29 protein-coding genes and 1 other RNA gene are annotated in these 25,036 nt (G+C 44.5%); 24 read left to right on the top strand and 6 right to left on the bottom strand.

Going from position 1 to position 25,036, the window contains the following annotated elements:
• Positions 1-5: 5 nt before the first annotated feature.
• From eno to ssrA, 6 genes are all read left to right on the top strand, one after another.
• Complete coding sequence (eno, locus tag AC4EHB_RS15165; protein WP_490976463.1) at positions 6-1,301, top strand: phosphopyruvate hydratase; 1,296 nt, start codon at positions 6-8, stop codon at positions 1,299-1,301.
• Positions 1,302-1,399: 98 nt separating this feature from the next.
• The gene (secG, locus tag AC4EHB_RS15160; RefSeq protein WP_490976464.1) at positions 1,400-1,627 is read left to right on the top strand and encodes a preprotein translocase subunit SecG; all 228 of its coding nucleotides are present in this window, start codon (positions 1,400-1,402) and stop codon (positions 1,625-1,627) included.
• Between the two features lie 426 nt (positions 1,628-2,053).
• The gene (locus tag AC4EHB_RS15155; RefSeq protein WP_490981962.1) at positions 2,054-2,800 is read left to right on the top strand and encodes an alpha/beta hydrolase; all 747 of its coding nucleotides are present in this window, start codon (positions 2,054-2,056) and stop codon (positions 2,798-2,800) included.
• 24 nt (positions 2,801-2,824) lie between these two features.
• The gene (gene rnr / locus AC4EHB_RS15150) at positions 2,825-5,173 is read left to right on the top strand and encodes a ribonuclease R (RefSeq protein ID WP_490981961.1); all 2,349 of its coding nucleotides are present in this window, start codon (positions 2,825-2,827) and stop codon (positions 5,171-5,173) included.
• A gap of 51 nt (positions 5,174-5,224) precedes the next feature.
• Entirely contained in the window at positions 5,225-5,689 is a 465-nt protein-coding gene (gene smpB, locus AC4EHB_RS15145; protein WP_490976467.1) for an SsrA-binding protein SmpB, read from the top strand.
• 82 nt (positions 5,690-5,771) lie between these two features.
• Positions 5,772-6,124: a transfer-messenger RNA gene (ssrA, locus tag AC4EHB_RS15140) on the top strand.
• A gap of 198 nt (positions 6,125-6,322) precedes the next feature.
• Here the strand turns inward: ssrA and AC4EHB_RS15135 are convergent.
• Positions 6,323-6,910 (bottom strand): CHRD domain-containing protein, encoded by a 588-nt coding sequence (locus AC4EHB_RS15135; RefSeq protein ID WP_490976468.1) that lies wholly within the window; start codon positions 6,908-6,910, stop codon positions 6,323-6,325.
• Positions 6,911-7,201: 291 nt separating this feature from the next.
• On the opposite strand from AC4EHB_RS15135, the gene AC4EHB_RS15130 reads away from it, so the two are divergent.
• On the top strand, positions 7,202-7,915 hold the full coding sequence (locus tag AC4EHB_RS15130; protein ID WP_490981960.1) for a class D sortase: 714 nt from the start codon (positions 7,202-7,204) through the stop codon (positions 7,913-7,915).
• A 150-nt stretch (positions 7,916-8,065) separates the two neighbouring features.
• Here the strand turns inward: AC4EHB_RS15130 and AC4EHB_RS15125 are convergent, their stop codons facing one another.
• Complete coding sequence (locus tag AC4EHB_RS15125; protein ID WP_490981959.1) at positions 8,066-9,538, bottom strand: aldehyde dehydrogenase family protein; 1,473 nt, start codon at positions 9,536-9,538, stop codon at positions 8,066-8,068.
• 251 nt (positions 9,539-9,789) lie between these two features.
• Between AC4EHB_RS15125 and AC4EHB_RS15120 the strand changes: the two genes are divergently transcribed.
• From AC4EHB_RS15120 to AC4EHB_RS15110, 3 genes are read left to right on the top strand one after another with little or no spacing between them, the layout of a single operon-like run.
• Complete coding sequence (locus tag AC4EHB_RS15120) at positions 9,790-10,200, top strand: Rrf2 family transcriptional regulator (RefSeq protein WP_490976471.1); 411 nt, start codon at positions 9,790-9,792, stop codon at positions 10,198-10,200.
• Between the two features lie 21 nt (positions 10,201-10,221).
• Complete coding sequence (locus tag AC4EHB_RS15115; protein WP_490981958.1) at positions 10,222-11,127, top strand: NAD(P)/FAD-dependent oxidoreductase; 906 nt, start codon at positions 10,222-10,224, stop codon at positions 11,125-11,127.
• A 20-nt stretch (positions 11,128-11,147) separates the two neighbouring features.
• Positions 11,148-11,759, top strand: a complete 612-nt coding sequence (locus AC4EHB_RS15110; RefSeq protein ID WP_490981957.1) for a class I SAM-dependent methyltransferase — start codon at positions 11,148-11,150, stop codon at positions 11,757-11,759.
• A gap of 99 nt (positions 11,760-11,858) precedes the next feature.
• On the opposite strand, the gene AC4EHB_RS15105 is transcribed toward AC4EHB_RS15110, so the two are convergent.
• Positions 11,859-13,064 (bottom strand): MFS transporter, encoded by a 1,206-nt coding sequence (locus AC4EHB_RS15105; RefSeq protein ID WP_490981956.1) that lies wholly within the window; start codon positions 13,062-13,064, stop codon positions 11,859-11,861.
• 231 nt (positions 13,065-13,295) lie between these two features.
• Between AC4EHB_RS15105 and AC4EHB_RS15100 the strand changes: the two genes are divergently transcribed.
• On the top strand, positions 13,296-14,228 hold the full coding sequence (locus AC4EHB_RS15100) for a zinc-dependent alcohol dehydrogenase (RefSeq protein WP_490981955.1): 933 nt from the start codon (positions 13,296-13,298) through the stop codon (positions 14,226-14,228).
• A gap of 61 nt (positions 14,229-14,289) precedes the next feature.
• On the opposite strand, the gene AC4EHB_RS15095 is transcribed toward AC4EHB_RS15100, so the two are convergent.
• Positions 14,290-14,709 (bottom strand): Rossmann-fold NAD(P)-binding domain-containing protein, encoded by a 420-nt coding sequence (locus AC4EHB_RS15095; protein WP_490981954.1) that lies wholly within the window; start codon positions 14,707-14,709, stop codon positions 14,290-14,292.
• Positions 14,710-15,078: 369 nt separating this feature from the next.
• On the opposite strand from AC4EHB_RS15095, the gene AC4EHB_RS15090 reads away from it, so the two are divergent.
• The 5 genes from AC4EHB_RS15090 (at position 15,079) to AC4EHB_RS15070 (ending at position 18,655) form a co-directional block, all read left to right on the top strand.
• The gene (locus AC4EHB_RS15090) at positions 15,079-15,525 is read left to right on the top strand and encodes an NUDIX domain-containing protein (protein ID WP_490976477.1); all 447 of its coding nucleotides are present in this window, start codon (positions 15,079-15,081) and stop codon (positions 15,523-15,525) included.
• Between the two features lie 60 nt (positions 15,526-15,585).
• Positions 15,586-16,164: a nucleoside/nucleotide kinase family protein gene (locus AC4EHB_RS15085; protein WP_490981953.1), complete on the top strand. Its 579-nt coding sequence runs from the start codon at positions 15,586-15,588 to the stop codon at positions 16,162-16,164.
• A gap of 10 nt (positions 16,165-16,174) precedes the next feature.
• Entirely contained in the window at positions 16,175-17,293 is a 1,119-nt protein-coding gene (locus AC4EHB_RS15080) for an aminopeptidase (RefSeq protein ID WP_490981952.1), read from the top strand.
• A 99-nt stretch (positions 17,294-17,392) separates the two neighbouring features.
• Positions 17,393-17,893 carry a kinase gene (locus tag AC4EHB_RS15075; protein WP_490976569.1) on the top strand — a complete coding sequence of 167 codons (501 nt, stop codon included), beginning with the start codon at positions 17,393-17,395 and terminating at the stop codon, positions 17,891-17,893.
• A 240-nt stretch (positions 17,894-18,133) separates the two neighbouring features.
• A complete protein-coding gene (locus AC4EHB_RS15070; RefSeq protein WP_490981951.1) occupies positions 18,134-18,655 on the top strand; it encodes a GNAT family N-acetyltransferase in 522 nt (173 codons plus the stop codon).
• 342 nt (positions 18,656-18,997) lie between these two features.
• Here the strand turns inward: AC4EHB_RS15070 and AC4EHB_RS15065 are convergent, their stop codons facing one another.
• Positions 18,998-19,786 carry a class I SAM-dependent methyltransferase gene (locus AC4EHB_RS15065; protein WP_490981950.1) on the bottom strand — a complete coding sequence of 263 codons (789 nt, stop codon included), beginning with the start codon at positions 19,784-19,786 and terminating at the stop codon, positions 18,998-19,000.
• 211 nt (positions 19,787-19,997) lie between these two features.
• On the opposite strand from AC4EHB_RS15065, the gene AC4EHB_RS15060 reads away from it, so the two are divergent.
• From AC4EHB_RS15060 to AC4EHB_RS15030, 7 genes are all read left to right on the top strand, one after another.
• A complete protein-coding gene (locus tag AC4EHB_RS15060) occupies positions 19,998-20,465 on the top strand; it encodes a GNAT family N-acetyltransferase (RefSeq protein WP_490976482.1) in 468 nt (155 codons plus the stop codon).
• 24 nt (positions 20,466-20,489) lie between these two features.
• Entirely contained in the window at positions 20,490-21,023 is a 534-nt protein-coding gene (locus AC4EHB_RS15055) for an NUDIX hydrolase (RefSeq protein WP_490976483.1), read from the top strand.
• A 1-nt stretch (position 21,024) separates the two neighbouring features.
• Entirely contained in the window at positions 21,025-21,597 is a 573-nt protein-coding gene (locus AC4EHB_RS15050) for a GNAT family N-acetyltransferase (RefSeq protein ID WP_490981949.1), read from the top strand.
• A 57-nt stretch (positions 21,598-21,654) separates the two neighbouring features.
• Positions 21,655-22,215, top strand: a complete 561-nt coding sequence (locus tag AC4EHB_RS15045) for an AAA family ATPase (RefSeq protein ID WP_490981948.1) — start codon at positions 21,655-21,657, stop codon at positions 22,213-22,215.
• A gap of 65 nt (positions 22,216-22,280) precedes the next feature.
• The gene (locus AC4EHB_RS15040) at positions 22,281-22,733 is read left to right on the top strand and encodes an NUDIX hydrolase (RefSeq protein ID WP_490976486.1); all 453 of its coding nucleotides are present in this window, start codon (positions 22,281-22,283) and stop codon (positions 22,731-22,733) included.
• A 39-nt stretch (positions 22,734-22,772) separates the two neighbouring features.
• Positions 22,773-23,189: an NUDIX hydrolase gene (locus AC4EHB_RS15035; protein ID WP_490976487.1), complete on the top strand. Its 417-nt coding sequence runs from the start codon at positions 22,773-22,775 to the stop codon at positions 23,187-23,189.
• A gap of 27 nt (positions 23,190-23,216) precedes the next feature.
• Positions 23,217-23,570 carry a hypothetical protein gene (locus AC4EHB_RS15030; RefSeq protein WP_490981947.1) on the top strand — a complete coding sequence of 118 codons (354 nt, stop codon included), beginning with the start codon at positions 23,217-23,219 and terminating at the stop codon, positions 23,568-23,570.
• A gap of 99 nt (positions 23,571-23,669) precedes the next feature.
• Here AC4EHB_RS15030 and AC4EHB_RS15025 read toward each other — a convergent pair whose 3' ends face one another.
• Positions 23,670-23,993, bottom strand: a complete 324-nt coding sequence (locus tag AC4EHB_RS15025; protein WP_490976489.1) for a hypothetical protein — start codon at positions 23,991-23,993, stop codon at positions 23,670-23,672.
• Positions 23,994-24,145: 152 nt separating this feature from the next.
• On the opposite strand from AC4EHB_RS15025, the gene AC4EHB_RS15020 reads away from it, so the two are divergent.
• The gene (locus AC4EHB_RS15020; protein WP_490981946.1) at positions 24,146-24,952 is read left to right on the top strand and encodes an aminoglycoside adenylyltransferase domain-containing protein; all 807 of its coding nucleotides are present in this window, start codon (positions 24,146-24,148) and stop codon (positions 24,950-24,952) included.
• The last annotated feature ends 84 nt before the right edge of the window (positions 24,953-25,036 follow it).

The raw sequence follows: 25,036 nt of genomic DNA, 5'->3' as shown, positions 1-25,036 counted from the left end.
TTTTAATGCCGATTATCACTGACATTCTTGCACGCGAAGTACTAGATTCACGAGGAAATCCTACTGTTGAAGTAGAAGTCTTCACAGAAAGCGGTGCATTCGGTCGAGCAATCGTACCTTCTGGCGCGTCAACTGGAGAGCATGAAGCTGTAGAACTTCGCGATGGCGATAAAAGCCGTTACCTTGGAAAAGGTGTATTAAAAGCTGTTGACCACGTAAATAATGAAATCGCTGCTGAAATCGAAGGGAAATTCACAGTGCTTGAACAAATTGCAATCGATCAGGCGATGATTGAACTTGACGGCACAGAAAACAAAGGGCGTTTAGGCGCAAATGCAATCCTTGGCGTTTCCATGGCTGTCGCACACGCGGCTTCAGATTACTTGGATATTCCTTTATACCAATACTTAGGCGGCTTTAACGCGAAGCAATTACCGGTGCCGATGATGAACATTTTGAACGGCGGCGAACACGCGGACAACAATGTCGATATCCAGGAATTCATGGTAATGCCAGTCGGTGCTAAAACTTTCCGCGATGCCGTGCAAATGGGCGCAGAAATTTTCCATAACCTGAAAATTGTTTTGAAAGAAAAAGGCTATAACACTTCAGTCGGCGACGAAGGCGGATTTGCGCCGAACCTTGGTTCAAACGAAGAAGCTTTGTCGACTATCATGGAAGCAATTGAAAAAGCGGGCTACAAGCCAGGCGAAGACGTATTGCTGGCAATGGATGTCGCTTCATCTGAATTGTATGATAAAGAAAAAGGCGTTTATAACCTGCCAGGCGATAACACGGTTAAAACTTCTGCTGAAATGGTCGACTGGTACGCGGAACTTTGCGAAAAATACCCGATCATTTCAATCGAAGACGGCTTGGATGAAAACGACTGGGCTGGCCACAAATTATTGACTGAGCGCATCGGCGGCAAAGTCCAATTGGTCGGCGATGATTTGTTCGTAACGAATACGAAAAAACTGGCTCAAGGAATCGAAGAAGGCGTATCAAACTCGATCTTGATCAAAGTGAACCAAATCGGTACATTGACAGAAACGTTTGATGCAATTGAAATGGCTAAACGCGCGGGCTATACGGCTGTAATCAGCCATCGTTCAGGCGAATCGGAAGATGTGACGATTGCGGATATCGCAGTTGCAACAAATGCCGGCCAAATCAAAACAGGTGCTCCTTCACGTACTGACCGTGTAGCGAAATACAACCAATTGCTGCGCATCGAAGACCAGCTTAACGATTCAGCACAATACCTTGGGTTGAAAACTTTCTACAACTTAAAGAAATAAGGCTTTAGCTGCAGCTTTCTTCTATTGCTATTGTCATATTTCTAAGTTTTTGGTAAACTAGGTCTTGTTGTGAAAGTTCTTTTCAGGAGGTGGAATTTATGCATACGTTGTTAATGACATTATTGGTCATCGTATCGCTCGCTTTAATTGTTGTTGTATTATTGCAATCAGGAAAAAGTGCAGGTCTTTCAGGAGCCATCTCCGGTGGAGCAGAGCAACTTTTCGGCAAGCAAAAAGCTCGTGGAGTAGACTTGGTCCTTCATCGGGTAACGATTGTACTTGCTGCCTTATTCTTTATTTTGGCTATTGCCGTAACTAAAGCTTAATGTAGACGTTTAAATCGCCTGACCATTTCACTGGTTAGGCGTTTTCTTTTTATAACGATATAATAATACTTACCTAAACAAGTTGAAGTAAAGAAGTATATGTTGAAAAACGCTTCGGACGCTTTGGGCTAGACGCGCCGCGCTAAGATATCTCTCGATATGGAGCAAAACAACGGAGAAAACCGTACTGCTCCTGTCTCTGCATCGCTGCGCTAGCTTCGAGACATTAAAGTGCGTTGCAGTGCTGCGCACTTCGTCGCAAAGACTTGCCCTCGCAGGCTTCGGGTAAGTCTTGCCCGCGGCAAGCGTAGCTGTTTTGCGGAATATCGACTATGATCATTGATTAGTTCAACTTATATAACAACTGTACAGTAGCCTATACTTGAAGTGTTCAATGAAAACTGAAAAAATGAATGGAGGATCTTTATGCGAGTTTCGCAGCCAAAACCATTTTTCTTTAAAGCAGGCCCCAGAGCGGTCCTGTTATTGCACGGCTTTACAGGGAATTCAGCGGATGTCAGAATGCTTGGCCGCTTCCTGGAGAAAAATGGCTATACGTCTATCGCACCTCATTACGCAGGGCATGGTGTCGAACCTGAAAAACTGATTCCAACAGGTCCAGAAGACTGGTGGCAAGATGTCGAATCGGCATTAAAGCAATTGAAAGAAGAAGGCTATGAAGAAATCGCAGTAGCCGGATTGTCGCTTGGTGGCGTATTCGCCCTGAAGATAGGGTATACATTTCCAATAAAGGGCCTTGTAACAATGTGCGCCCCCATGTACATGAAAACGACTGATTTGATGTACGAGGGCGTGTTGCAATATGCGCGTGAATACAAGAAATATGAAGGAAAAGACGATGCACTTATCGAAGAGGAAATGAAGAAGTTCCAGGAGCGCCCGATGGAATCTCTGCAATATCTCCGGGAACTGATTCAAGAAGTTCGTGGACAGGTGGATCATATTTACGCACCGCTCCTTGTAGTCCAAGGCTCATTGGATGATGTCATCGATACCGATTCTGCAAATGTCATCTATGACCAGGCAGAATCGATCCAGAAACACATCAAATGGTACGAAAAATCGGGACACGTCATCACACTCGATAAAGAGAAAGAACAATTGCACAAAGATATTTTAGAATTTCTTGAATCGCTCGATTGGAGCGAGTGAGATTTCGAATAGGAGGAATTGGGAATGAGTAACAATGAAATGTCGCTTGAACAGCGATTATTGGCGTTTATGCGTGAAGATGCATACAAGCCGTTAACCGTACAAGAAATTGAAGAACAATTCGGTTTTGAAGATGCAGACGAGTTTAAGGAACTTGTGAAAACACTGGTTAAACTTGAAGAAAAAGGGATGCTGGTGCGCTCGCGCGCTGACCGTTATGGCGTACCTGAGCGTATGAATTTGATGCGCGGGAAATTTATCGGCCACGCAAAAGGCTTCGGCTTTGTAGCATCGGAAGAGCCGGGTATGGACGATGTCTTTATTCCGCCAACAGAAGTGAACGGGGCAGTGAATGGCGATAAAGTCATGATCCGCGTGTCAGAAGGCTCGTCAGGCGACCGCCGTGAAGGCGCGATTATTCGCATTTTGGAGCGCGGCACGACGAAAGTGGTCGGCACGTTCCAGGATAACCGCGGTTTCGGTTTTGTCGTACCGGATGATAAAAAGATGAACATGGATGTCTTTATTGCCAAAGACGATACGCTTGGTGCAGTGGACGGCCATAAAGTCGTGGTTGAAATCACGGGATGGCCGGAAGGACGCAAGTCCGCAACAGGCATGGTGTCTCAGATCCTTGGCCATAAAAATGATCCAGGCGTCGACATTTTGTCGATTATCCATAAGCACGGCATTGAAACTGAATTCCCGCAGGATGTTCTAGACCAAGCGAATGACGTGCCGGAAGAAATCGATCCAGCTGACTTGAACAATCGCCGCGACTTGCGCGGGGAGCAGATCGTGACGATTGATGGCGCCGACGCGAAAGATCTTGATGATGCTGTACAAGTGGTGAAATTGGAAGACGGAACGTATAAATTAGGGGTCCATATTGCCGATGTCAGCCATTACGTGACGGAAGGTTCGCCGATTGACCGCGAAGCTTACGACCGGGCGACGAGCATTTATCTGACAGACCGTGTTATTCCGATGATTCCGCACCGCCTATCGAACGGCATCTGTTCGCTTAATCCGCAAGTGGACCGCTTGACGCTATCGTGTGAGATGATTTTCAACGATATGGGCGAAGTTTTGTCGCATGACATTTTCCAAAGTGTCATCAACACTTCAGCGCGCATGACGTACACGGACGTCTATGAAATATTGGAAACTGATAACCCGGAATTAAAAGAGAAGTACTCCGAGCTTGTGCCGATGTTCGAATTGATGAAAGATTTGGCGGAGGTTCTTCGTGGACGCCGCATGCGCCGTGGGGCAATCGATTTCGATTTCAAGGAAGCGAAAGTACTTGTCGATGAAGAAGGCTATCCAATTGACGTCGTTGTCCGTGAACGGACGGTTTCTGAGCGTTTGATCGAAGAGTTCATGTTGGCTGCCAATGAAACAATCGCTGAACATTTCCATCGCATGGAAGTGCCATCTCTTTACCGGATCCACGAAGATCCGAAGCCGGAAAAACTTCAGCGTTTCTTTGAATTCATTACAAACTTCGGTATCGTTGTTAAAGGCAGCGGGACGCAAGTCGAACCGAGTGCGCTTCAGGAAATCATCAATTCGATAAAAGATTCTCCAGAAGAAGCGGTTGTTTCGACGATGATGCTGCGCTCAATGCAGCAAGCGAAGTATTCGGCAGACAGCGTAGGGCATTTCGGTCTTGCGAGTGAGTTTTATACGCATTTCACCTCACCAATTCGCCGTTATCCGGATTTGATCATCCACCGCTTGATCCGTACGTATTTGATCAATAAAGACTTGTCGAAATCGACAATCATGCATTGGGATGCGAATATGGCTGACATCGCTGAACACACATCGTTGCGCGAACGCCGTGCTGTTGATGCTGAACGCGATACGGATGCTTTGAAGAAATCTCAGTATATGGCTGATAAAATTGGCGAAGAATTCGAAGGCATCATTTCGTCTGTGACGAATTTCGGCTTGTTTATCGAATTGCCGAATACGATTGAAGGCTTGGTCCACGTTTCTAATATGACGGATGATTTCTACCGTTTCGACGACCGCCAAATGATGATGATCGGTGAACGCACAAACCGCCAATTCCGCATCGGCGATGAAATCCAGATCAAAGTAATCGGAGTGAAACCTGAGGAATCTTCGATCGATTTCGAAATTGTCGGCATGCCGCAAAGCAAGCGCCGTACAAGCCGAGATGCACCGAAAGTGATCCGTGCCGGCAAACGGGACGGAGACGATAAAGGAAAAGGCCGAGGCGGCAAGCCAGGCGGCGGAAAACCGGGAAGCAAACCGGGAGCCGCTCCAGGGCGCAAACCGAAGAGCCAGAAGAAAAAGTTCTATGAAGGCGCCGCTAAACAGGGAGCCAAAAAGAAAAAGTAAAGATGCGGCTTTCAGGCCGCTCTTTTCAGATCAATTATGAGGTGAAATATTATGGCGAAGGGTGACGGGAAAGTAATAGCCCAGAACAAAAAAGCCGGATTCGATTATGCAATCGAAGAAACAATTGAGGCCGGAATTGTGTTGCAAGGAACAGAAATCAAATCTGCCCGCAATGGCAAGGTCCAGCTGGTGGATGCATTTGTCCGGATCCGGAACGGTGAAGCGTGGATTTCCAATATGCATATCGCACCTTACGAACAAGGCAATATCTTTAACCACGATCCGACGAGAGTCCGCAAATTGCTAATGCATAAAAAGCAGATCAACGAATTGATCGGCGTGTCGAAAATTCAGGGAGCGGCAATCATCCCGTTGAAAATGTACCTGAAAGACGGCTACGCGAAAGTGTTGCTTGGCGTCGGTAAAGGGAAGAAGAACTATGATAAGCGCCAGGACCTGAAAAAGAAAGATGCGAAACGGGAAATTGACCGTGCGATGAAAGAACGCAGCCGTTAAAGCTTGATGTCTGACCAATCTTGTCTTATACTGATGGTATAGCACTTAAGGCTGATCGCCTTTCCGTGTTCCTTTAATATGAGGGGACGTTACGGATTCGACAGGGATGATCTGGGCTTGGGTTGCGCGTCGGAGGGTCGGCTCCGTAAAAACGCGATTATAACAACTGGCAAAACAAACCAAAACCTAGCATTCGCAGCGTAAGCTCGGATCTGCTTTATCTATCTATCGCCCATGTGGCTAGGTAAAGCTCAACTTTAGTGGGATACGGCAGGCAGTGCCACTTGAGCTGCATGCAAGAGATTCTCAAGTTAGTGCCCAGGACGCCCGCTTATTGGCAGATTGAGGCATGAAACCCTAATAAGTAAGCTACACGCGTAGACGCTCAAGTAGCGGAGTTTCTGGACGCGGGTTCGACTCCCGCCGTCTCCATTTTGGAGAAAAAGGATTTTACGAAAACGCCAAAACCTATACTTTAGGTTTTGGCGTTTTTTTGTTGCTATTTTGCCTAAGCATCCTTGAAACACAAAAGTTCATCTTAGTGGATAAGTTTTAAGCAATATAAAAAAAGCTGAACTTGGATCATAGATGAATGACAGATCAAGTAGGAGTTCAGCTTTTCGAAAGAATCAACTATGCAGTTTTCTTATTGCTTCGGCCAAGGAGCATGATTCCGCCCGCTAATGCCAAAAGCATCCCAATCATTGTGTAAAGAGGGCCATTAGAAGCAGTAGTTGGCATTTCTTCACCAGCCATTTCTACTTGACCGCGAATTTCGCCTTCAGGATACTGCTCTGTATGGAGGTTTACATAGATATCACCTGCGACCATCGCTTTCGTGAAATCACTCCAGTTCATATCCCCCGCAAGGTCGGCTTCTGTTAGAGTGCCAGTTGCAACTTCACCGTCGTAATCCATCGGTTCTGCATTTTCAAATAACAATAATTCTACCGGTCCATTCTCTCCAGGGGGGCCGCTATGAAAATGGCCAGCAACTGTGTTGTCCAATCCATCGGCATTTACCGTAAATTCCAAAGACATGCCATCTTCGCTGAATTTTACAGTTGCGTCTCCGGTTGCGTTGCTTTCAACTTCCGCCGGTTCCTGGTCTGGCGTCATTTCCGCCATAAATTGCTGGCCTTCATGTGCAGCAAAAACCGATCCGGCAAACCCTGCGACTGCCAATACTGAAGCTAATGGTAAAGCCATGCGTTTTTTCATATATCAATCTCCTTCTTGCAAATTTCGCCCGTAGGCGATACCATATTATACAACACATTAATCTTAAAAATGTGAATTTTCTGATAAAATGAACATGAAATCCTGTCTGAAGACCTAAATTTTCCATATAATAAGTTATAGGGTAACGAAAATAGTTATATCCTTGGTAAACCTTTTCTGTATTTTACAGTTCACAAACTGATAAACTTTTCGAAAGCTGTAGAGTTCGTTAATGGAAATGAGAAGATGAAAAAGAGTCCTATTCTATTTGTTTAATGGGAGTGAAAGGCATTGAGACGAAAATTTGGAGTGATGCTCATATTAGCGGGGGTGTTGTTCGCCAGTTGGAACGGTTATGTATGGCTTTCAGAAATGTCTTCAGGCCGTGAATCCATTGATGAAAATGATATTGCAAAAGCTGTTGAAATTGACAAAGTAGAAAGCGGCAGCATCGATGTTAAGGCGCATATCAAGGAAGACAGACCGGCTGGCAAGTGGGAAGACCCTCTTAAAGAAAAAGCCATTCTCTCTTCAAAAAAAGTTGAAAAAACGGCAGAACAAAAACAGCGAAACTACGAGGAATACGAACGCGGAGAAAAAATAGGCTGGCTGCTGATTCCTTCCCTCGATAAGAAGTACCCATTGTTTTGGGGGACGGATGATGAGACGTTAACTCAAGGGGTCGGTTATCATGTTGGAAAATTCACCACACCTCCAGACGGGCAACGCCATACAGTGCTTTCTGGCCACAGGGATACGGTTTTTCGTGAACTTGGCGACTTGGATGTGGGCGATAAAATGTACGTGCAATTTGAAGACGTGCAGTATGAGTATAAAATAAAACGGACCTGGGTGACCGCTGCGGAAGACCGAACCGTGATTGTTGCAAAGGATAAACCGGTTTTGACATTGACCACCTGTTATCCGTTTACATTTTTAGGAGCAGCTCCCGATCGCTACATCATAGAAGCACCGCTTGTGGATATAACTAAAATGGAATCTTGATCATTTCCTAAAATTATCTTTGATCTCATGTGCTCCTATAAAGCTAGACAGGGTTTGCGAAGGAGAGAGGACGTACGATTGAATGAAAAAAAGCAGAAGACAGCGGAATTTTCTCCCGCTGTCTTCTGCTTTTATCTTTCCTTTAAGCTATTATTCTTTTGTAGTATCAACAAATGCACCGTACTGGCGGCGTTCGTGCTGCACCGACAGCCATTTCAATGTCGTGAACTCTTCAAGCACCCATTCGCCGTTAAAGCGGCCGAGGCCAGATTCTTTTTCGCCGCCAAATGGCATATGCGCCTCGTCGTTGACCGGTTGGTCGTTGACGTGGATCATGCCTGTGTGGATTTGGTGGGCGATGTTCGTGCCGTGATTGATGTTTGCGGAATGGACGGCTCCGCTCAATCCGAACGGATAGGCGTTGGCCATTTCAATGACTTCCTCATCGGTTTTGAAAGAAATCAGGATGGCTACAGGGCCGAATATTTCATTTTCAGCAAGCGGCATGTCGTTGGTGACGCCTGTCAATACAGTTGGCTCAAGGACATTGCCATCGGCTTTTCCGCCAAGGCGCAATTTTGCTCCTTGTTCAACGCTTGCTTCAATCTCTTTGAGGATCCGGTCGACTTGGCCGCGGTTGATCAGCGGCCCGACTTGGGTATCCTGATCCCTTGGATTGCCGAACTTCACGTTGCCTGCGCGGACAATAAACTGTTCTGCAAATCTATCGTAAATATCCTCGTGGACGAAAATGCGGTTAATCGCCATGCAGATCTGGCCCTGATGGTAAAATTTTCCAAACAATGCGGAATCGACAGCCTGGTCGATATCAGCATCGTTCAAAACGATAAAGTTGTTATTGCCACCGAGCTCCAATGCTGTTTTCTTCAACGCGCCTCCGGCAAGTTCGCCGATGCGTTTTCCGACAGGTGTTGAACCAGTGAAGGAAATCAAACGCGGTGTTGGGTGGGTAACGATGTCATCGCCAATTTCAGAGCCGCGTCCGACAACTACGTTCAATAAACCTTTAGGCAAACCAGCTGCTTCGAAAATGCTGGCGAACAGTAAACCGCCGGTTACCGGTGTGTCGGTAGCGGGTTTAATGACCACTGCATTGCCTGTAGCGATTGCCGGTGCGATAGAACGAATCGCGAGGTGCAACGGGAAATTCCAAGGGCTGATGATGCCGATGACACCCAATGCATTGCGGTACACACGGTTTTCTTTGCCTGCTTGCTGAGATGGGAGAATCTTGCCTTCCATGCGATATGGGAAGGTTGCTGCTTCTTTCAGGATGTTGATCGATGCCCCGAACTCAACTGTTGCTTTGATGACGGTGCTGCCAGCTTCTTTGACGAGCCAGTCGATGATAAGCTCTTTGTTTTCCTGCATGACTTCCAGCGCTTTTTCAATCACTGCGCGTTTGGTCTGCGGCAATTCTTTCGCCCATTCAATCTGTGCCTCAGCGGCAGCTTTATAGGCAGCATCCAAGTCGCTCTTATCGGCTGCTTGTGTAGTGACCAGTTCTTCGCCTGTAAAAGGGTTTGTATTTTTCATTTGGTTGTCACTTGAACCTGTAATCCACTCACCATTTATATAAATCTTGGAAAAATCGGTTTTCATTCAAAATCGTCTCCATTCTTTTGGGTTCCCGTTCTATTTATCATGCGTTAATAAAAAGCGGGTCCGTGTTAAATGCACCTTCTCTGTTTACCCATCCGGCTAGTTACTTTAAACAAGTTACACACCTTTCAGCCCATTAGCTTCACTGAACTTCATAAGTTTGACTTATTTTTGCCAGCATGCTAAATTGGATTTAATTAGAGATAACAAGAGTCTTTAATGTCTTTAAAATAAAAACTCAGGAGGCTCCTATGAAATATTCCAATGCAACGAATTATGCCTTGCACACGATGGTGCATTTGATGCGGCTGCCGCAAACGAGTACGATCGGCGTTCAGGAATTGGCGGAGATGCAAAAGCTATCGCCTACCTACCTGTCCAAAATTTTGACGAAGTTGACCAAAGCAGGATTGATTGAATCAATGACAGGCGTAAAAGGCGGCTACAAAATTGCCCGGTCGAAAAGCCGGATCTCTTTTTTGGATGTGATCAACGCGATTGAAGGAGACACGCATTTATTCGATTGTTCAATCCATCATGGCGAAGGCTGCCTGATTGAAAACGCCATGCGGCAGGCGGAAGAAAACATGAAAGCGGAACTGGAAAATACACTCATCAGCGATATTGTAAAAATGGCGGAATCCGCACAGCATAAAAAATAGAAATTGGAAGGAGGGAAAGCGATGATACTGGATTGTGCAGTAATTGGCGGAGGTCCGGCTGGGCTCAATGCCGCGTTGGTTCTGGGTCGGTCACGGAGGAAAACCGTTCTTTTTGATGACAATCAACCGCGGAATGCGGTGACTTCAGAGTCCCATGGCTTTATGACAAGAGATGGCATCGACCCGCAAGAGTTGAAAAGGATTGCACAGGAAGAACTGGGCAAGTACCCGGACGTGAAAGTGGAAAAACAGCGGGTACTGGATGTTGGCAAGAAAGAGGGGCTGTTTGAGATTAAAGCCACTGACGGAAAGGTCTTTCTGGCTAAAAAGCTTATTCTGGCAACCGGCTTTAAAGAAGTTCTTCCCGATACGATGAGAGTGGAAGAGTTTTACGGCAAAAGCTTATTCAGCTGTCCGTTCTGTGATGGATGGGAAATGCGGGATCGGCCGCTTGCGGTCATTTCGGAGAATGAAAACGCGTTTCACCTGGCGAAAGTCGCGTCGAATTGGACCGATGATTTGATTGTCTGTACAAATGGCAAATCTTTGTTGTCGACTGAAGAAATGAACAGTTTGGAAAGCAAGGGGATTCAAGTTTACGCAGAAAAAATTGCGAGATTGGTTGGCGATCATGGAGCTTTGGAGAAAATCGAATTTGAAAGTGGAGCGGCTGTATTGCGCGAAGGCGGATTTTTCACACCCCACTGGGTACAGGCGTCAGACATAAGTGCCTCGCTGGGCTGTAAACTGAATGCGCTCGGCGGCATCGAAACGGATGGCATGAAACGCACCAATGTAGAAGGTGTGTTTGCTTGTGGAGACACTTTGATGGCAGGGCCGTCACAGCTGATCATGGCAGCAGCCGATGGCAGCATGGCAGCAATCTGTGTAAACGCCGCTTTGATCGAGGAGAAATTCAAAAAATGAACGCTTGGAGGAATGAAAGAATGCATGAAAGTTCAAGCAAGCCTCACGAAACACCTCCTCACAAAGGGAAAATAGCGTATTTGGAAAGCCGCGAACGAAGAGGTGAATTTTCGCCAGAGCAATTGTTCAGCAAGATTCCATTGCAGCAAAGCGACAATGTGTTGGACTTCGGCGCAGGCACAGGCTATTTTTCATTACCGCTATCCAAAAAAGTGAATGGGAAGGTATACGCCATGGATATCGATCAAAGCATGCTCGACATCATTGGGGCAAAAGCGATAGAGGAACACATCACGAACATTGTGCCGCTCCACGCCGGAAGCGAAGGAATCCCATTGCTGGATGCATCCATCGATCTTGTCATCGCCTCGCTTGTGCTGCACGAAATCAAACCGCTGGCGCCAACATTGGACGCGATCAGCAATGTTCTCAAAGAAGGTGGCTTTCTGGTGTGCATCGAGCTTGAACCAAAAGGCGATCCGCTTCACAAAGCACCCCGAATCACGGCAGCCGGAATGGAAGAGGCGATAACAGCAGCAGGTTTGCGCATCACGGAAAAGTTTTTTCCAGCTGCATCGTTATACGTGCTGATTGCACAGAAAAAAGACGAAATGAAAGGTCTATTTTTTTAATTTAATTACGGATAACAAGTATCTTTAAAGTATCTAATTAACGGAAAAAACAGGAGGCAGCCGGATATTCCCGGATGCCTCCTGTTTTCAGTTCTCATCTTATTCTTGCGCAGTCTTCCAAAAGAAGACCCGGCCTTTAAATGCGATCAGGCTGGCTGCTGCCAGCAACAGGCCAGCTATCATAAAGACAGCACGGATGCCGAATGCATCCGCCAGCACACCCATCAATAAGGAAGCGACTCCGAAGGTTCCGGTGCCGATCGCACCGAGCGTCGTGAAAACGGTCGGCAGCGCATCCCTTGGGACGCTCGTCTGGATGACTGTCTGCTGCGGAATGTTCTTGAGCTGGCCAAATATGCCGACAAGAAAAGATAGGGCTAGCGCTAATAATGGCACACTATTCATTCCGAACAGCATCGTTACGGCACTGCTGAGAAAAGCACCGGCAAAAATGAACGTGCCGAGGTTCTTTTCAATCGATGCGGCAAAGCGCAGGCAAAGGAGGCTGCCACCGATCAAGCCCAAGAAGAAGGAACCGTTGATAAAGCCCCACCATTTCTCGTTCACCAATAAGGCGTCGCTGACAAAAACATAGAGGATGGCGGCAATCCACACCGTGCCAGCAATTGTCTCCAACACGTCCATCCAGGCAAGGCGTTTCAAGACCGGCGTCGAAGATACTGTCCGCCAGCCTTTGGTGATTTGCTGCCATCTTCCTTGCTCTTTGATTGGCTTTAGATTGACAGGCTCCAAAAGGCTTAATAACAAGCTGGACAATAAAAACAATCCCGCTGTTAACCACAGCAACTCGTCCGCTGCCAACCAGATCAACAAGGAGCTGCCGATAAACCACATAGCGGTCTGAATGCCTTGCGTCACGGATTCGGTGATGCTGTTCGCTTTCAAGAGCAGGCTGTTGTCCACATAAGCAGGTATCAGCGAGCGGGTGACTGGATTGGCGCAGCCATCAAGAAGCGCAATCAAAGCCAGCACGACGAACAACAGAATGTAATTTGCCATGGAGAGCTGAGGCAGCAGCAAAGCAAGCACAACCAACAAAGCTGTTTTCCCAAACTGGGATACTACCAATAGCCATTTCAAGTTGAAGCGCTCCATCAGCAGAGGTGTTAACGTGTTCGAAACAAACATGGCACCGGTAATCGTAAAAGGCACAAAAGCTGCTGCAGTTGCTGAGCCGGTCAATTCAAAGATGGCGTAGATGACGCTGACGATATACAAGATGTCGCCGGTATTAGCAAGAGACTGTCCTGCCAGCAGCAAATGGAAATTTCTATTCAGTTTCATGATTCTTATCCCCCAAGAGTTTAATGCGGATACTGTTTGATCAAGGGGTTATCAAATTGGACAAATAGTCATGAGCGATGTTCCTTTCAGATGGACGATAAATCTTGGGGGCATTTATCGTGCGTTTTTGTTATTTTCATTATACTTGAAACAGTTGGAAAATAAATGGCGAAGGAAGAAGATAATGGATATAGTGAAAAGTAAAAGGGATATTGAAACGGAGGTATATAGATGATTCAGCGTTCGTTGCAGTTAATGGGAAAACGGAACATGGCATGGCAGGAAAGCGAATTGCCGCCGCTCGGCAAAGATGAAGTGCTGATCAAAACAATCTCCACAGCAATCAGCATCGGTGCCGAACTGCCGCAATACGAACAAAGCGACGCTGCCGATCCGTTCCCTGTGTATCCGCGCAAAGTCGGCTACGAAAGCTATGGCAAGGTTGTGGCAAAGGGATCTTCAGTGAGCACTTTGAAAACTGGCGACAAAGCCATCGCTTTTTATGGCCAGAAAAACTTCGGCATTGTGAAGGCTGACAATGCCTTACCCGTCCCTGAACACATCGATTCCAGGACGGCGCTATTGGCCATCTTGTCGTGTGACGCGGCGAAGGGAGTGCGCAAGTTGAATCCCGAGAAGCAGAGCCGCGTAATGGTCACCGGCATGGGGACGATGGGGTTGCTCGCCGTCCATTATTTGAAAAACTTCTTTAAGGTCCAGCACGTGGATGTGATCGAACCCGATCGCAGCCGATGGAAGGTTGCGGAAACGTTTGGCGTCAACGTGATTTATTCGCCGGCTGACTGCCCCAAAGACCTCTATGATTTCGGGATTGAATGTTCCGCAATGACCGAAGGATTTGCTTGTTTGCAGCAAGCGCTAAAGAGCCAGGGAGAAATCTGTGTGCTGTCGGACGGCAACAAGGAAACGCTTTCGCTGCAGCCGGAATTCTTTGAGAAGGAATTGCGCATTGTGGGGTCAAGCGATGGATGGGATTACCGTGAGCACGCGCAGTGGTATTATGGAGCGGCGCAGGACACGCCTTATGTAAAAGAAATTTTTCAGCACGAGATCAATCATGCGGAAATTGAGCAATGCTTTGAAGAATTGTCCAAAAGGGAGATCAATCCGATTAAAGTTTTTGTAAGTGGCTGGGAAGGCTAAGAGAACGTGGGAGTTATAGATAGTGATTTGGGAATCGTTAAGAATTTTATGGGATAAACGCTTAAGGGCGCTTGTCCCACGGTTCAGTCTTGCCAATCACTGATTCGGGTTTTCTTGAGCGTACGGCTTCGATGACGCCTTGTGAAATTTCTTCATTTGTCAGCCATCGGGAAATTCCATTTTCTACTTTGAACCCTAACTGAATCTGATGATAAAAAACATGCTTGGGTGCTGCTGTTTTAGCTTTTAGGTCCTTCAAATTTGAACTACTGCCATTCACGTGGAAAAATTCCACGGGCTGAATGACCGGGAGCATTTCAAGTACACAAGGAATGACGTGCGGTCCGGTTGAATGCACCCAAGCAACGATTAATTCGATTGGACCATTTTTTTGTTGGATGCAGCGGATTTGTTCAGCCAATTCATTGGTTTTGGTGTAGTCAATCAAGACCGGTGTCAGCTGCGCAGGGTTTTGTTCCAATAAGCGCTACATCTTTTCCGGATTTCTGCCGTTTACAGACACTTGATAGCCATTTTTCGATAACCAAACGCATGCATTCGCAAGCATGCCAGTCCCACCGATGACCAATGCGTGTTTCATTCGCTTCACTCCTCTTCGCTTTTACAACAAAGGTGGCTTCAATTATTAATAGACAAGTATTTTCATTATACTATAATATTCAGGAAATTAATTGGATTAAAATGGAGGAATTGGATATAGTTAAAGATAGGCAGCAACTATTTTCTCGAATCAATGGAGCTGAAAAATGCCGTTAAAGTGATGAGGGCATATGTTTTATTCGTGAAAAGCGCGCTATACATATCAGAAGGTAAAACTGGAGTTGAGAAGATGTTTACTGTAAATGTTGAAGGTGCAATTTATAAGGATGAAAAGTGGCTGATTGTACGGAGAAGCGACAAAGAAGATCATGCACCGGGTGCGTTGGCTTTAGTGGGCGGCAAAGTAGATCAGGAAGGAAACTCGACCGATATTCTGGAACGGACATTGATAAGAGAAGTCGAGGAAGAAGTGGGGGTAACGGTTTCGAATCTTGCTTATGTCAATAGTTCGTCATTTGTCACAGATTCCGGCATTCCAGTCGTCGATATCGTGTTCCTTTGCTCGTATGAATTCGGAGCGCCATTCGTGAAAGATCCAGACGAAGTGGCAAGCGTTGGCTGGATGAGCACACAAGAAATTATGGACAGCGAAGAAATTCCAAGCTTTTTAAAGGTGAATATTGGCCTTGCTGACGACTTGGCGGCAAGAAAATTCGTTTCTATTTCGCATAAGTAACAACATTAATCTGCACTTTTCTTCTAAGCACGTACGGGGTTTCAAGAACGGAGCGATATTGTGAAAGAAAAAGGTACAACGCTTGTTATTGCGATAGGCAGTGTTTCAGGCGGAGGCAAGACCACGTTGACCAGCCATCTAATGCAGCGACTTGGAAATTCCCAAGCACTTTTCTTCGATGACTTTGAACTGGAGGGACCTGAGGATGTCCTAAAGTGGGTCGATGACGGGGCGAATGCGGAGGAATGGGACCTTACCCCGCTCACAAAAGAACTTGTGGAGCTGTTGGCACAACCACTCGATTTTGTCTTAGTGGATTTTCCTTTTGCTTACCGGCATTCTCAGGTGCGAGAGTTTATTGATTTAGCCGTGTTTATAGACACTCCATTGGATATCGCATTAACGCGCAGAATGGCCAGGGACTTCACTGGAAGTTCAGGTGATGACATCCTGCTGCAATTAAAACAATACGAAACTCAAGGAAGAAGGGCGTACTTGAAAATGCTTGATACGATCAAACCTGATTCTGATTTAGTGATAGATGGAACGCTTTCGATAAGCGAAATGGAAAAGATTGTTCGAGAGCATTTGGAAGTTATGCAGACACGGGTTAATCCAAATGGAATCTACAAGATATAGGAGATGGATGATGAGAGATCTGAGGATACAAAAGCTCGCTGAGTTGTTGGTTACCCACTCGATCAAGGTCCAGGAAAGCGAACATATTTTAATCCAATCGGTTTCAAAAATCGACTTGGATATTGTAAAAGAACTGATCAAGGAAATACATAAAGCCGGTGGATTTGCCCATGCAGATTTACGAGATGCCGCGGTTACGAGGCAATTGGTTCTGGGCGGATCGACAGAACAATTTGGGGTATTGGCAGAATGGGAAGTGGCGCGCCTTGAAAAAATGGACGGCTACATCAATTTAAGAAGTCCCGTCAACGCATCCGAGCTATCCGATATTCCAAGCGAGCAAATGGCGCTTTATGGGAAAACGTATGGCCAATTGCAATCGGAAGCCATCTACAAGAAAAAATGGGTGACGACTCGCTTGCCGAATCCCGCGATGGCGCAAGAAGCACGCATGAGTACAGAGGCATTCGAAGATTTTTATTTTGACGTCTGCACCATCGACTATAAGCAACTTTCAAAAGCAATGGATCCTTTGAAAGCCCTTATGGAAGAGACCAAACTGGTGGAAATCAAAGGGCCGGAAACGGACCTTTCGTTTTCGATTGAGAACATTGGCGTTATCAAAGGGGATGGCATGGATAACATCCCGGATGGAGAGATCTATACCGCACCGATCAAAAAATCTGTAAATGGAAGGATCACGTTCAACACTTCTTCGACGATGAACGGCGTGGTTTTTGAAAACATCTCGTTAACTATTGAGGAAGGGAAGATTGTAAAAGCAACGGCGAACCACAGCGAAAAACTGAATGCCATACTAGACACAGATCATGGGTCCCGTTATATCGGCGAGTTTGCGCTGGCCTTTAATCCGAAAATGCTGACACCGATGAATAATACCCTTTTCGATGAAAAAATTGCCGGCAGCTTCCACATGGCAATCGGCAGCTGTTTTGATGAAGCCGATAACGGCAACCAATCATCCATTCACTGGGATTTGGTTGCTATCCAGCGAAAAGATTGGGGCGGCGGGGAGATTTACTTTGACGGGAAATTGATTCGGAAAGACGGTCTTTTTGTAGTTCCGGAACTTGAAGGGCTGAACCCGGAAAATCTACTGCGCCAATAAAAAAAGAATTTGAACGAGAGAGTACAGAGTGAAATTATTTTCATCGTTATGAAATATAGCATCAATGCGTTGCAAAAGATTTAGGGAGGAGGGAATAAGATAGAGTCCAAGCTAATTATTTTACGTGGAAATTCGGGCAGCGGAAAAACAACAATCGCCAAAAACCTGCAGAATCATTTTGGCGAAGCGACGCTTCTGGTATCCCAAGATACGGTCCGGCGCGACATGTTGATGGTTCGCGATCGGGAAGGAAATATGTCAGTGGATTTAATAAGACAAATTGCTGAGTATGGCAAAGGCAGATGTAAGTTTGTTATTGTGGAAGGCATATTTGTGAAACAGCGGTATGTGGCGATGCTTAACGATTTAATCCATTTTTATGATGGGAACGCCTATGTTTATTATTTTGATTTGCCTTTTGAGGAAACAGTCGAGCGGCATAAGTCACGGCCTAAAGCACAGGCATTTGGGGAAGAGTCATTGCATTCCTGGTGGAGCCCAAAAGATTTCCTAGGAACAGCCGGAGAAATGAAGTTGACCCCAGATATGTCGCAGGATGACATTGTGAAATTCATTTGTAATCAGTTAGAAGAGGAATAGTAGCTTTACATGATGTGCAATGCCCGCTTGAATATTCGAGTGAGATGGGGGACTTATTCCGAATTCTACTTTAACCATTATTGATGAGGGCAATCATTATTCTTTTCTAAAGGAAGCGGAAAAATTCAAAAATACGTATAAATCATTCGTAAACGACTTGGCAGAATGATAGATGATAAAGCTGGCCAGGATTATTAACTAGAGAAAGGTGCGTGTAGGTTATTGGAGATTTCAATACATATGCTGCAAGAGGTTGATGCTCGAGAATTATTTAGATTCGAGATGGAAAATCGCGGATTTTTCGAAAGAATGATACCGAGCAGAGGAGACGACTATTATATTTGGGAAAGTTTTATAAAAAGACATCAAGTATTACTTAACGAACAAGTAAGTGGCCTTTCTCATTTTTACCTGATCAAAGACGAAGGTGAGAAAATTATCGGTCGAATCAATTTAGTGGATATCGATAATACAACGAATGCTGCAGAAGTTGGCTTTAGAATCGGCGAGTCATCTATCGGTAAAGGCATCGGTTATAAGGCATTGAACCTGTTGCTAAAGACGGCGTTAGGTATCGAGAAAATAACCGCAAAAACAACTACTGTAAACAAGGCTTCCCAAAAGGTGCTTGAAAATAACGGATTTGTTCAAACGGCTATAGACAATGAGGAGTTTGAAATGAAAGGCCAAAAGATGAAGTTCATTCATTATCTTTGGGAGAAAAAGAATTACACACCTAAGAAACATACGACAACTATCTAAAACAGAGGAAGATGTCATATGAATAATCGAAATTGGTTGATAGGTTTTGGGTTATTAATATTCCTTATCTTTGGAGGTGGTTTCTCATTCGTTTGATTCGGGACGGAGATTTTTATATCGCTGAAATGATCGGAAGCGTCATAGGGATTATGATTTTATCTATTGGATTTTTTTCGAAGAAGAAAAATTCAGCGATCAAATCCTCGGATTGGCGGATTAAATAGCGGTTTTAGCAAAAGGGGATTTGGATTGGCTTGTGCTGGTATTGCTCGAAATAGATATAGATACCAATAAAAAAGAGGAGGGGACAATGCGTAATATAGCATCGTTCCCTCCTTTTTGCTACTGAGCTTTAAAAAGACCAGAAGCTTTGGTGATCCTGATAAATTCGCCATCTTCATGTTTCTTCTCTTCCAGGAAAAGCCTAAACGCCGTTAATTTTTGGCCAGTTAATTGATCCTTCAATTCGGTGTGGCTCGATAGCAGATAAGCGATGAGCGGCTCGATCTCTGGAACTTTCAGCGCATCTGGAAACAGCTTCAGTTCTACTTGCGTGAAAAAAGGTGTTAATTGGCCGGCACCGTTTTCCAGTCCGAATGCTTTCGCGTTGTTGGTTGTAGTTGAAAAATCGAGTGAAGGATCAAATTCTCGGAGCAGCGTTCCAAACTCCATCAAATGTTTTTCACCAATCGTAGCAGCATACAACTTCCCGCCAGGTTTTAAGACCCGCCGGATTTCCTGGAAAGCTTTTTTTCTATTGGGCACATGATACAGCATGAAATTGGCGGCAACGATGTCGAAACTATTATCGGGATAAGGAATGGTTTCGATATTAATCTGCTCAAAATGAATAGCTGGCAAGTTCGTTAGTTTCTTCTGCGCATCCGCCAGCATGCCAGCAGAAAAATCGGACAGCACCACTTCCCAGTTCTCAGGAACGCGTTTTTCATTGTTGGCCCAAAACGTGCCATCTCCGCATCCGAGTTCCAGCAGTTTGCTTCCGGCTTCGATTTGATATTGTTCAAATAGCCACGAGAACCAATCCTGTTTGTTCACACTGTATAACTCGTGGAGTTTGATCCGGGCTTCTAAATTTGAAGCATCTTGGTATTGTTCTATTAACTCTTCCAAACATTTCCTCCTTTTAAAAAGTGCTTTCTTCCTCTGAATCGAAAAAATCGAATCTTGACTTGATTGATATGCTCATGCACTCTTCCCATAATACTATAATATTCTGTAAATTAAATGGATTTTAACAAGACGATTGGATATAGTATAGAAAGCTCTGTAATTCCCTTATTAAGTAAATTATGAAATGAGAAAAGATGAAAGGAGAAACGGCATGAATTATACCTTCCAACCGATGACCCAGCAACAAAGCGAAGAAATTGCCGATTGGCAGTACGAGGGCGATTATGCTTTTTACAATATGGATGCGGATGAAGACGATCTTTATGAGTTTTTGAATCCCTTAGAGCGAATGGATTCCTATTTTGCTGTTACAGAACGTCATAAATTGATCGGGTTTTATTGCTTCAAAGAAACCTCTGCCGGAATTATAGATATCGGACTCGGCATGAAACCCGGTTTCACAGGGAAAGGCCACGGTCTGCCATTTTTTAAAGCAGGGTTGGATTTCGCGATTGCTCGTTACCAGCCTGAAAAGTTTACGCTGGCAGTGGCTGCGTTCAATGAACGAGCTATTGCGGTTTATAAAAAAGCAGGCTTTCAGCCGGATGAAGTTTTTCTGCAAAAAACCAACGGCGGCCATTATAAATTCGTGAAAATGAAATTGGTTCTTGAGCCATAGAAGGCATAAAAGGGGGTTATGTAAATGGAAGTTTGGGATTTGGTAGACGGCTCCCGGAACCCAATCGGGAAACTGCATACGAGAGGCGAGGAAATCTTGCCTGAGGAATACCACATTGTCGTGGAAGTTCTGACCATTAACTGTGACGGCAAAATTCTCGTGACGCAAAGGGACGCAGCAAAAACTTATCCGTTATTGTGGGAGAGCACGGGCGGTTCCGTTAATGCCGGTGAGACCAGTTTGGAAGGCGCAATCCGAGAGCTTCATGAAGAAACAGGATTGTCCGTTAAAGAAGAAGATCTTTACTTTATTGGTGAGATGAAGCGGAAGAATTATTTCCTGGACAGCTATGTATGGAAAAGCAAAGAAAACATTGAAATCAGCGACTTGAATTTGCAGGTTGGCGAAGTTTGCGATGCTAAATTGGTGACTTTCAACGAGCTTGAGGAAATGAATGGTTTGGGAGAGGTTGTGCCGCCCCTGTGGGATCGCTGGGAGATATATGCTGAGAAGTTAGGTGGCGTCATTAAAACGTCTCCTGCTAAGAGCAATTTATAACATGTTGAATGGGGGGACAAATGGAAAAAGGAGTGAAGTTGCCATAGCGAGCAATTTGGTTATATCCATTAGAAAAATGACGCAAAATGATTATGCTGTTATGTCTGAGTGGCTAAGCACAAAAGAAGTTCTGGAGTTCTATGGTGATGTTGATTCTCCGTATACGGTAGAGCAAATAAAGCAGAAGTATGAACCGAGAATTAAAGGAGAAGTTCCGGTTTCTCCTTACATCGTAGAATTCAACCAAATACCAATAGGTTTTATGCAGCGTTATAAATTAAATGGAGAAGAACAAAAAGAATTCGGTTATCCAGCAAACTTGAACGTCTTTGGCATTGATCAATTTATAGGAGATCCAACATATTTTAACCAAGGAATAGGTACAATCATGATCCAGAAATTCTTGGAATACGTGTATCGAAATACAGATGCAGATATTGTTGTTTTAGATCCAGAGGTATCCAATTCACGAGCGATTAGATGTTACGAAAAATGCGGATTTATTAAAGTGAAAAAGATAAAAAGCGGATCTAGTTGGTTAATGGAATTTAAAGAGAGCGGGAGTCATCTTTGAGAAGAAAATTGATGTTTCTCAAAAGATAACTACCTAATCTGATTGGAGGGCAGCGCTTTGGAAAAGTTCTTATTCATATTCGGTCCGCAAGCGGTGGGAAAAATGACGGTTGGCCAAGAGCTAGCGGCCATGACGGGCTTAAAACTCTTTCATAACCACATGACCATCGATTTGTTGGAGCCGCTGTTTGCCTTCACTCCAGAGATGTGGAGCCTGACAACTTCTTTTCGCCGCGAAATATTCCAGTCTTTCGCCAAAAGCAATCAGTACGGAATGATTTTTACGAAAGTTTGGTATTTCGATCAAAAAGAGGATTGGGATGAGATTGAAAACATATGCGATATTTTCCAATCGCAAGGTGTGCAAATCTATTTCGTGGAATTGGAAGCCGATGTTGAGGAGCGGCTGGCGCGAAATAAGACACCGCATCGGCTGGAACACAAGCCGACGAAGCGGAATGTCGGCCAGTCAGAGCAGCATTTGCTGAGCAGCCTGGAAAACGGGAGATTGAATTCTGCTGAAGGTGAAATTAAAGCGAAAAACTATCTGCGCATCAACAATACGAATATGACTGCAAAAGAAGCGGCGTTTTTCATAAAAAATGAATTCAAGTTATAGAAAAGAAGTGCTAATGAAAAGCTCATTTGGATCGATGAGGAGATGCTCATAAAGGGCAAGATTGAATGAATCACACCAAAAATCATGGATTTCAATTTCTCGATTTTATTTTCACAATAGAGGAGGATATCCAGCTCTACTTACCGGTTGCAGGGTCTTTTGCGGTGATCAAATGTGCTGGGCGAGTTCTCATGGTTTATAACAAATGGCGGCAACAATGGGAATTGCCGGCTGGCAAAAGAGAAGGAACCGAAACAGCAAAACAATGCGCAGTCCGGGAACTATTGGAAGAAAGCGGGCAGGTTGTTGAAGGTCTGGAGTTCGTCGGTTTTTTGAAATTAAAACAGGTTTCGAATGGGAAGATTAAATTCAATCCCGTCTATAACGCGGTAATTGAACAATTGCAGCCGTTTGTCGCCAATGATGAAACTTCCCAAATCAAATTATGGGATGGGGTTGAGGAAATCGGCTGCTTCGATGAAATGGATTTGAAAATACTAGAATACATAGAGATCTAACAGTCCATATGCAAATTGCTTGTGAGAGGGGAAACGCGAATGGACGGAGAAAGGAAGAGTTGGAACGGTGCTGCCGCTATTATAATGGCAGAGGATAAGATGTTGATGATCAAAGAAAAAGAGTCCAAGGGTTGGAGCATACCTTCAGGCGGCATTGAAGACGGTGAATCTCCAGAGCAAGCGTGCATAAGAGAAGTTTGGGAAGAAACAGGATTCCACATTAAAATCAAAAAGCCGCTTCATGTTAAAAAGACAATTATCAAAAACTATAATGTGGCGCTCTATTATTTTTTAGGCGAAGTCACTGGCGGAGAAATTTTATACCACGATCCAGACGATGCCATTGAAGAAATTGCCTGGAAGACTGATATGGAGATGTCAGGTTTAGAACATGATTATCCAGAAGACCGAGACGTGCTGCTGTCCTTTTTTCCTGGCAACCCTTTGAAGGGATAAATTTTCAGCTCAATTGGAGGTGTTAAGATGGCATGGTTTGAAAACGTATTCCCTATATTATTTATTCTTATTTTTATGTACGGTTTGGCAAAACAACTTCAACAGTCTTTTCTGCTGCACAAAACAGTTTCACCAAGCAGTTCATTTAATAAAAGGCTGCTCATAGGAAACCATCTTTTTAGTTTTGCATTTGCAGGGTTTGTCATCATTCTCGTGTTAAATGCTTTGGTTTACACGGGAGCACTGCCTCAAACCCAGTCTGCAGGGAATATAGTCAGCCTTGCCGGTTTTCTTTTTGTGCTGCTGATGTTCGTCTTTAAATTTGCTGTTATACCTAAAAATCCCCAAGATTCTATTCCAACTATCCCAAAGAAAATTTAATGAAAACGGATAAGAATCGCGGCAAACCAAAAGGACAGAGAGAAGCTCTTGCTTGAGCGATTCTAACTGTCCTTTTAATAGCTGCACAATTTCACTTCATTAATTAAGGAAATATTCCCGGTAAATATAAAAGGTGAATCCTACCGCAAACAACAGATACACGATAGAACCGATGAAAATATAGGATCTTTCTGACACCGCAGCTTGCTGTTCCATTCGAATGCCCGTTTGCCCTTGAATCGACATATCCAAGTGGCGGCTCGCCATGCCGCCTTTGGATTTGAAAAAATAGATGACTGCTAAAGCTAAGCCCGCGAATGGAATAGCCACATCCAGGAAAGCGAGTTGGAGCAAATAAGCAGCTGCCCAGTTGCCCAATGCTAATGCAGCAATCGTAATGAGGACGATCAATAGTTTTTTCATGCATACCTCCATTTTGTATTTTTTGAAATAAATGTTAATATCCTTCCGTTATTTAATACGTTAATATGAGGAAGAGTTTTCAAAAGATTCCGTCAATAGAAAAAGGCATGACATAATCGTTGGAGCTGTAATTAATAGAAAGGAGCTTCGATTTGAATTTCGAAAATATCACCTGTTCAGCGGAGTTGGGAGTATTTATATCAGAAGTTATTGCGAAGGCCACAAGCCTGGTAGGTGAAGGGATCATCGGGGTTTATTTGCATGGTTCACTTGCAATGGGAGGTTTCAATCCAAGCAAGAGCGATATCGATTTAATCATCGCCACGGAGCAGCCGCTGGCAATTAAAACACAAAGAGAGTTGGTAAAGCTCTTTTTAAGCTATTCAAAAAAGCCTTTTCCGATTGAAATCAGTTTTTTGAACGTGTCCCAATTGCGGAATTGGCAGCATCCGACACCGTATGATTTTCATTTCAGTGAGTTTTGGCGGGAGCGCTACGTGGAGGAATTGGAAAAAGGAACATCAATTTACTTGAATGATGATATAAAGCTCGACAGCGATTTGGCTGCGCATCTGACCATTTTAAACAAATGCGGTATCTGTTTAAGTGGCAAGCCGATCCACGAAACTTTTCCGCCGATCCCGATATATGATTATGTTTCTTCCATTATTGCGGATTATGAAGAGTGTTTAGAAAAGATCCATGCGGATCCGGTTTATTGTATTTTAAATTTGATAAGGGTGTATTGGTTTTTAAAAGAAGGCGAGATTTCGTCGAAGAAAGAAGCGGGCGAATGGGGAGCATTAAATCTTCCTGTGGAGTTTCAGTCGATTGTTCAAAAAGCAGCCGAAGCTTATGGAAATAAAAGGTCTGAGGTTTTCTTTGCCGCAACTGACTTAATAAAGTTACGGGATTATTTAAAAAGGAATGTTGAAGAATTGCTAAATGATGTGGAATAACAGAGGAGAAAATGTCCAGATCTATTTTTAACTTGGCGGAGCTGTTTATTCGCTATTATTTTTAACACTTTACTTTGAAACAAC

Source organism: Planococcus sp. TJ-302 (assembly GCF_058268455.1).
This window is presented reverse-complemented; position numbering and strand designations above follow the sequence as displayed.

What these genes read in the sequence shown, in the direction of transcription:
- eno (WP_490976463.1), top strand. Translation starts at nt 6, where the DNA reads ATGCCGATTATCACTGACATTCTTGCACGCGAAGTACTAGATTCACGA.
- secG (WP_490976464.1), top strand. Translation starts at nt 1,400, where the DNA reads ATGCATACGTTGTTAATGACATTATTGGTCATCGTATCGCTCGCTTTA.
- AC4EHB_RS15155 (WP_490981962.1), top strand. Translation starts at nt 2,054, where the DNA reads ATGCGAGTTTCGCAGCCAAAACCATTTTTCTTTAAAGCAGGCCCCAGA.
- rnr (WP_490981961.1), top strand. Translation starts at nt 2,825, where the DNA reads ATGAGTAACAATGAAATGTCGCTTGAACAGCGATTATTGGCGTTTATG.
- smpB (WP_490976467.1), top strand. Translation starts at nt 5,225, where the DNA reads ATGGCGAAGGGTGACGGGAAAGTAATAGCCCAGAACAAAAAAGCCGGA.
- AC4EHB_RS15135 (WP_490976468.1), bottom strand. Translation starts at nt 6,910, where the DNA reads ATGAAAAAACGCATGGCTTTACCATTAGCTTCAGTATTGGCAGTCGCA.
- AC4EHB_RS15125 (WP_490981959.1), bottom strand. Translation starts at nt 9,538, where the DNA reads ATGAAAACCGATTTTTCCAAGATTTATATAAATGGTGAGTGGATTACA.
- AC4EHB_RS15120 (WP_490976471.1), top strand. Translation starts at nt 9,790, where the DNA reads ATGAAATATTCCAATGCAACGAATTATGCCTTGCACACGATGGTGCAT.
- AC4EHB_RS15115 (WP_490981958.1), top strand. Translation starts at nt 10,222, where the DNA reads ATGATACTGGATTGTGCAGTAATTGGCGGAGGTCCGGCTGGGCTCAAT.
- AC4EHB_RS15110 (WP_490981957.1), top strand. Translation starts at nt 11,148, where the DNA reads ATGCATGAAAGTTCAAGCAAGCCTCACGAAACACCTCCTCACAAAGGG.
- AC4EHB_RS15105 (WP_490981956.1), bottom strand. Translation starts at nt 13,064, where the DNA reads ATGAAACTGAATAGAAATTTCCATTTGCTGCTGGCAGGACAGTCTCTT.
- AC4EHB_RS15100 (WP_490981955.1), top strand. Translation starts at nt 13,296, where the DNA reads ATGATTCAGCGTTCGTTGCAGTTAATGGGAAAACGGAACATGGCATGG.
- AC4EHB_RS15090 (WP_490976477.1), top strand. Translation starts at nt 15,079, where the DNA reads ATGTTTACTGTAAATGTTGAAGGTGCAATTTATAAGGATGAAAAGTGG.
- AC4EHB_RS15080 (WP_490981952.1), top strand. Translation starts at nt 16,175, where the DNA reads ATGAGAGATCTGAGGATACAAAAGCTCGCTGAGTTGTTGGTTACCCAC.
- AC4EHB_RS15070 (WP_490981951.1), top strand. Translation starts at nt 18,134, where the DNA reads ATGCTGCAAGAGGTTGATGCTCGAGAATTATTTAGATTCGAGATGGAA.
- AC4EHB_RS15060 (WP_490976482.1), top strand. Translation starts at nt 19,998, where the DNA reads ATGAATTATACCTTCCAACCGATGACCCAGCAACAAAGCGAAGAAATT.
- AC4EHB_RS15055 (WP_490976483.1), top strand. Translation starts at nt 20,490, where the DNA reads ATGGAAGTTTGGGATTTGGTAGACGGCTCCCGGAACCCAATCGGGAAA.
- AC4EHB_RS15050 (WP_490981949.1), top strand. Translation starts at nt 21,025, where the DNA reads ATGTTGAATGGGGGGACAAATGGAAAAAGGAGTGAAGTTGCCATAGCG.
- AC4EHB_RS15040 (WP_490976486.1), top strand. Translation starts at nt 22,281, where the DNA reads ATGAATCACACCAAAAATCATGGATTTCAATTTCTCGATTTTATTTTC.
- AC4EHB_RS15035 (WP_490976487.1), top strand. Translation starts at nt 22,773, where the DNA reads ATGGACGGAGAAAGGAAGAGTTGGAACGGTGCTGCCGCTATTATAATG.
- AC4EHB_RS15030 (WP_490981947.1), top strand. Translation starts at nt 23,217, where the DNA reads ATGGCATGGTTTGAAAACGTATTCCCTATATTATTTATTCTTATTTTT.
- AC4EHB_RS15025 (WP_490976489.1), bottom strand. Translation starts at nt 23,993, where the DNA reads ATGAAAAAACTATTGATCGTCCTCATTACGATTGCTGCATTAGCATTG.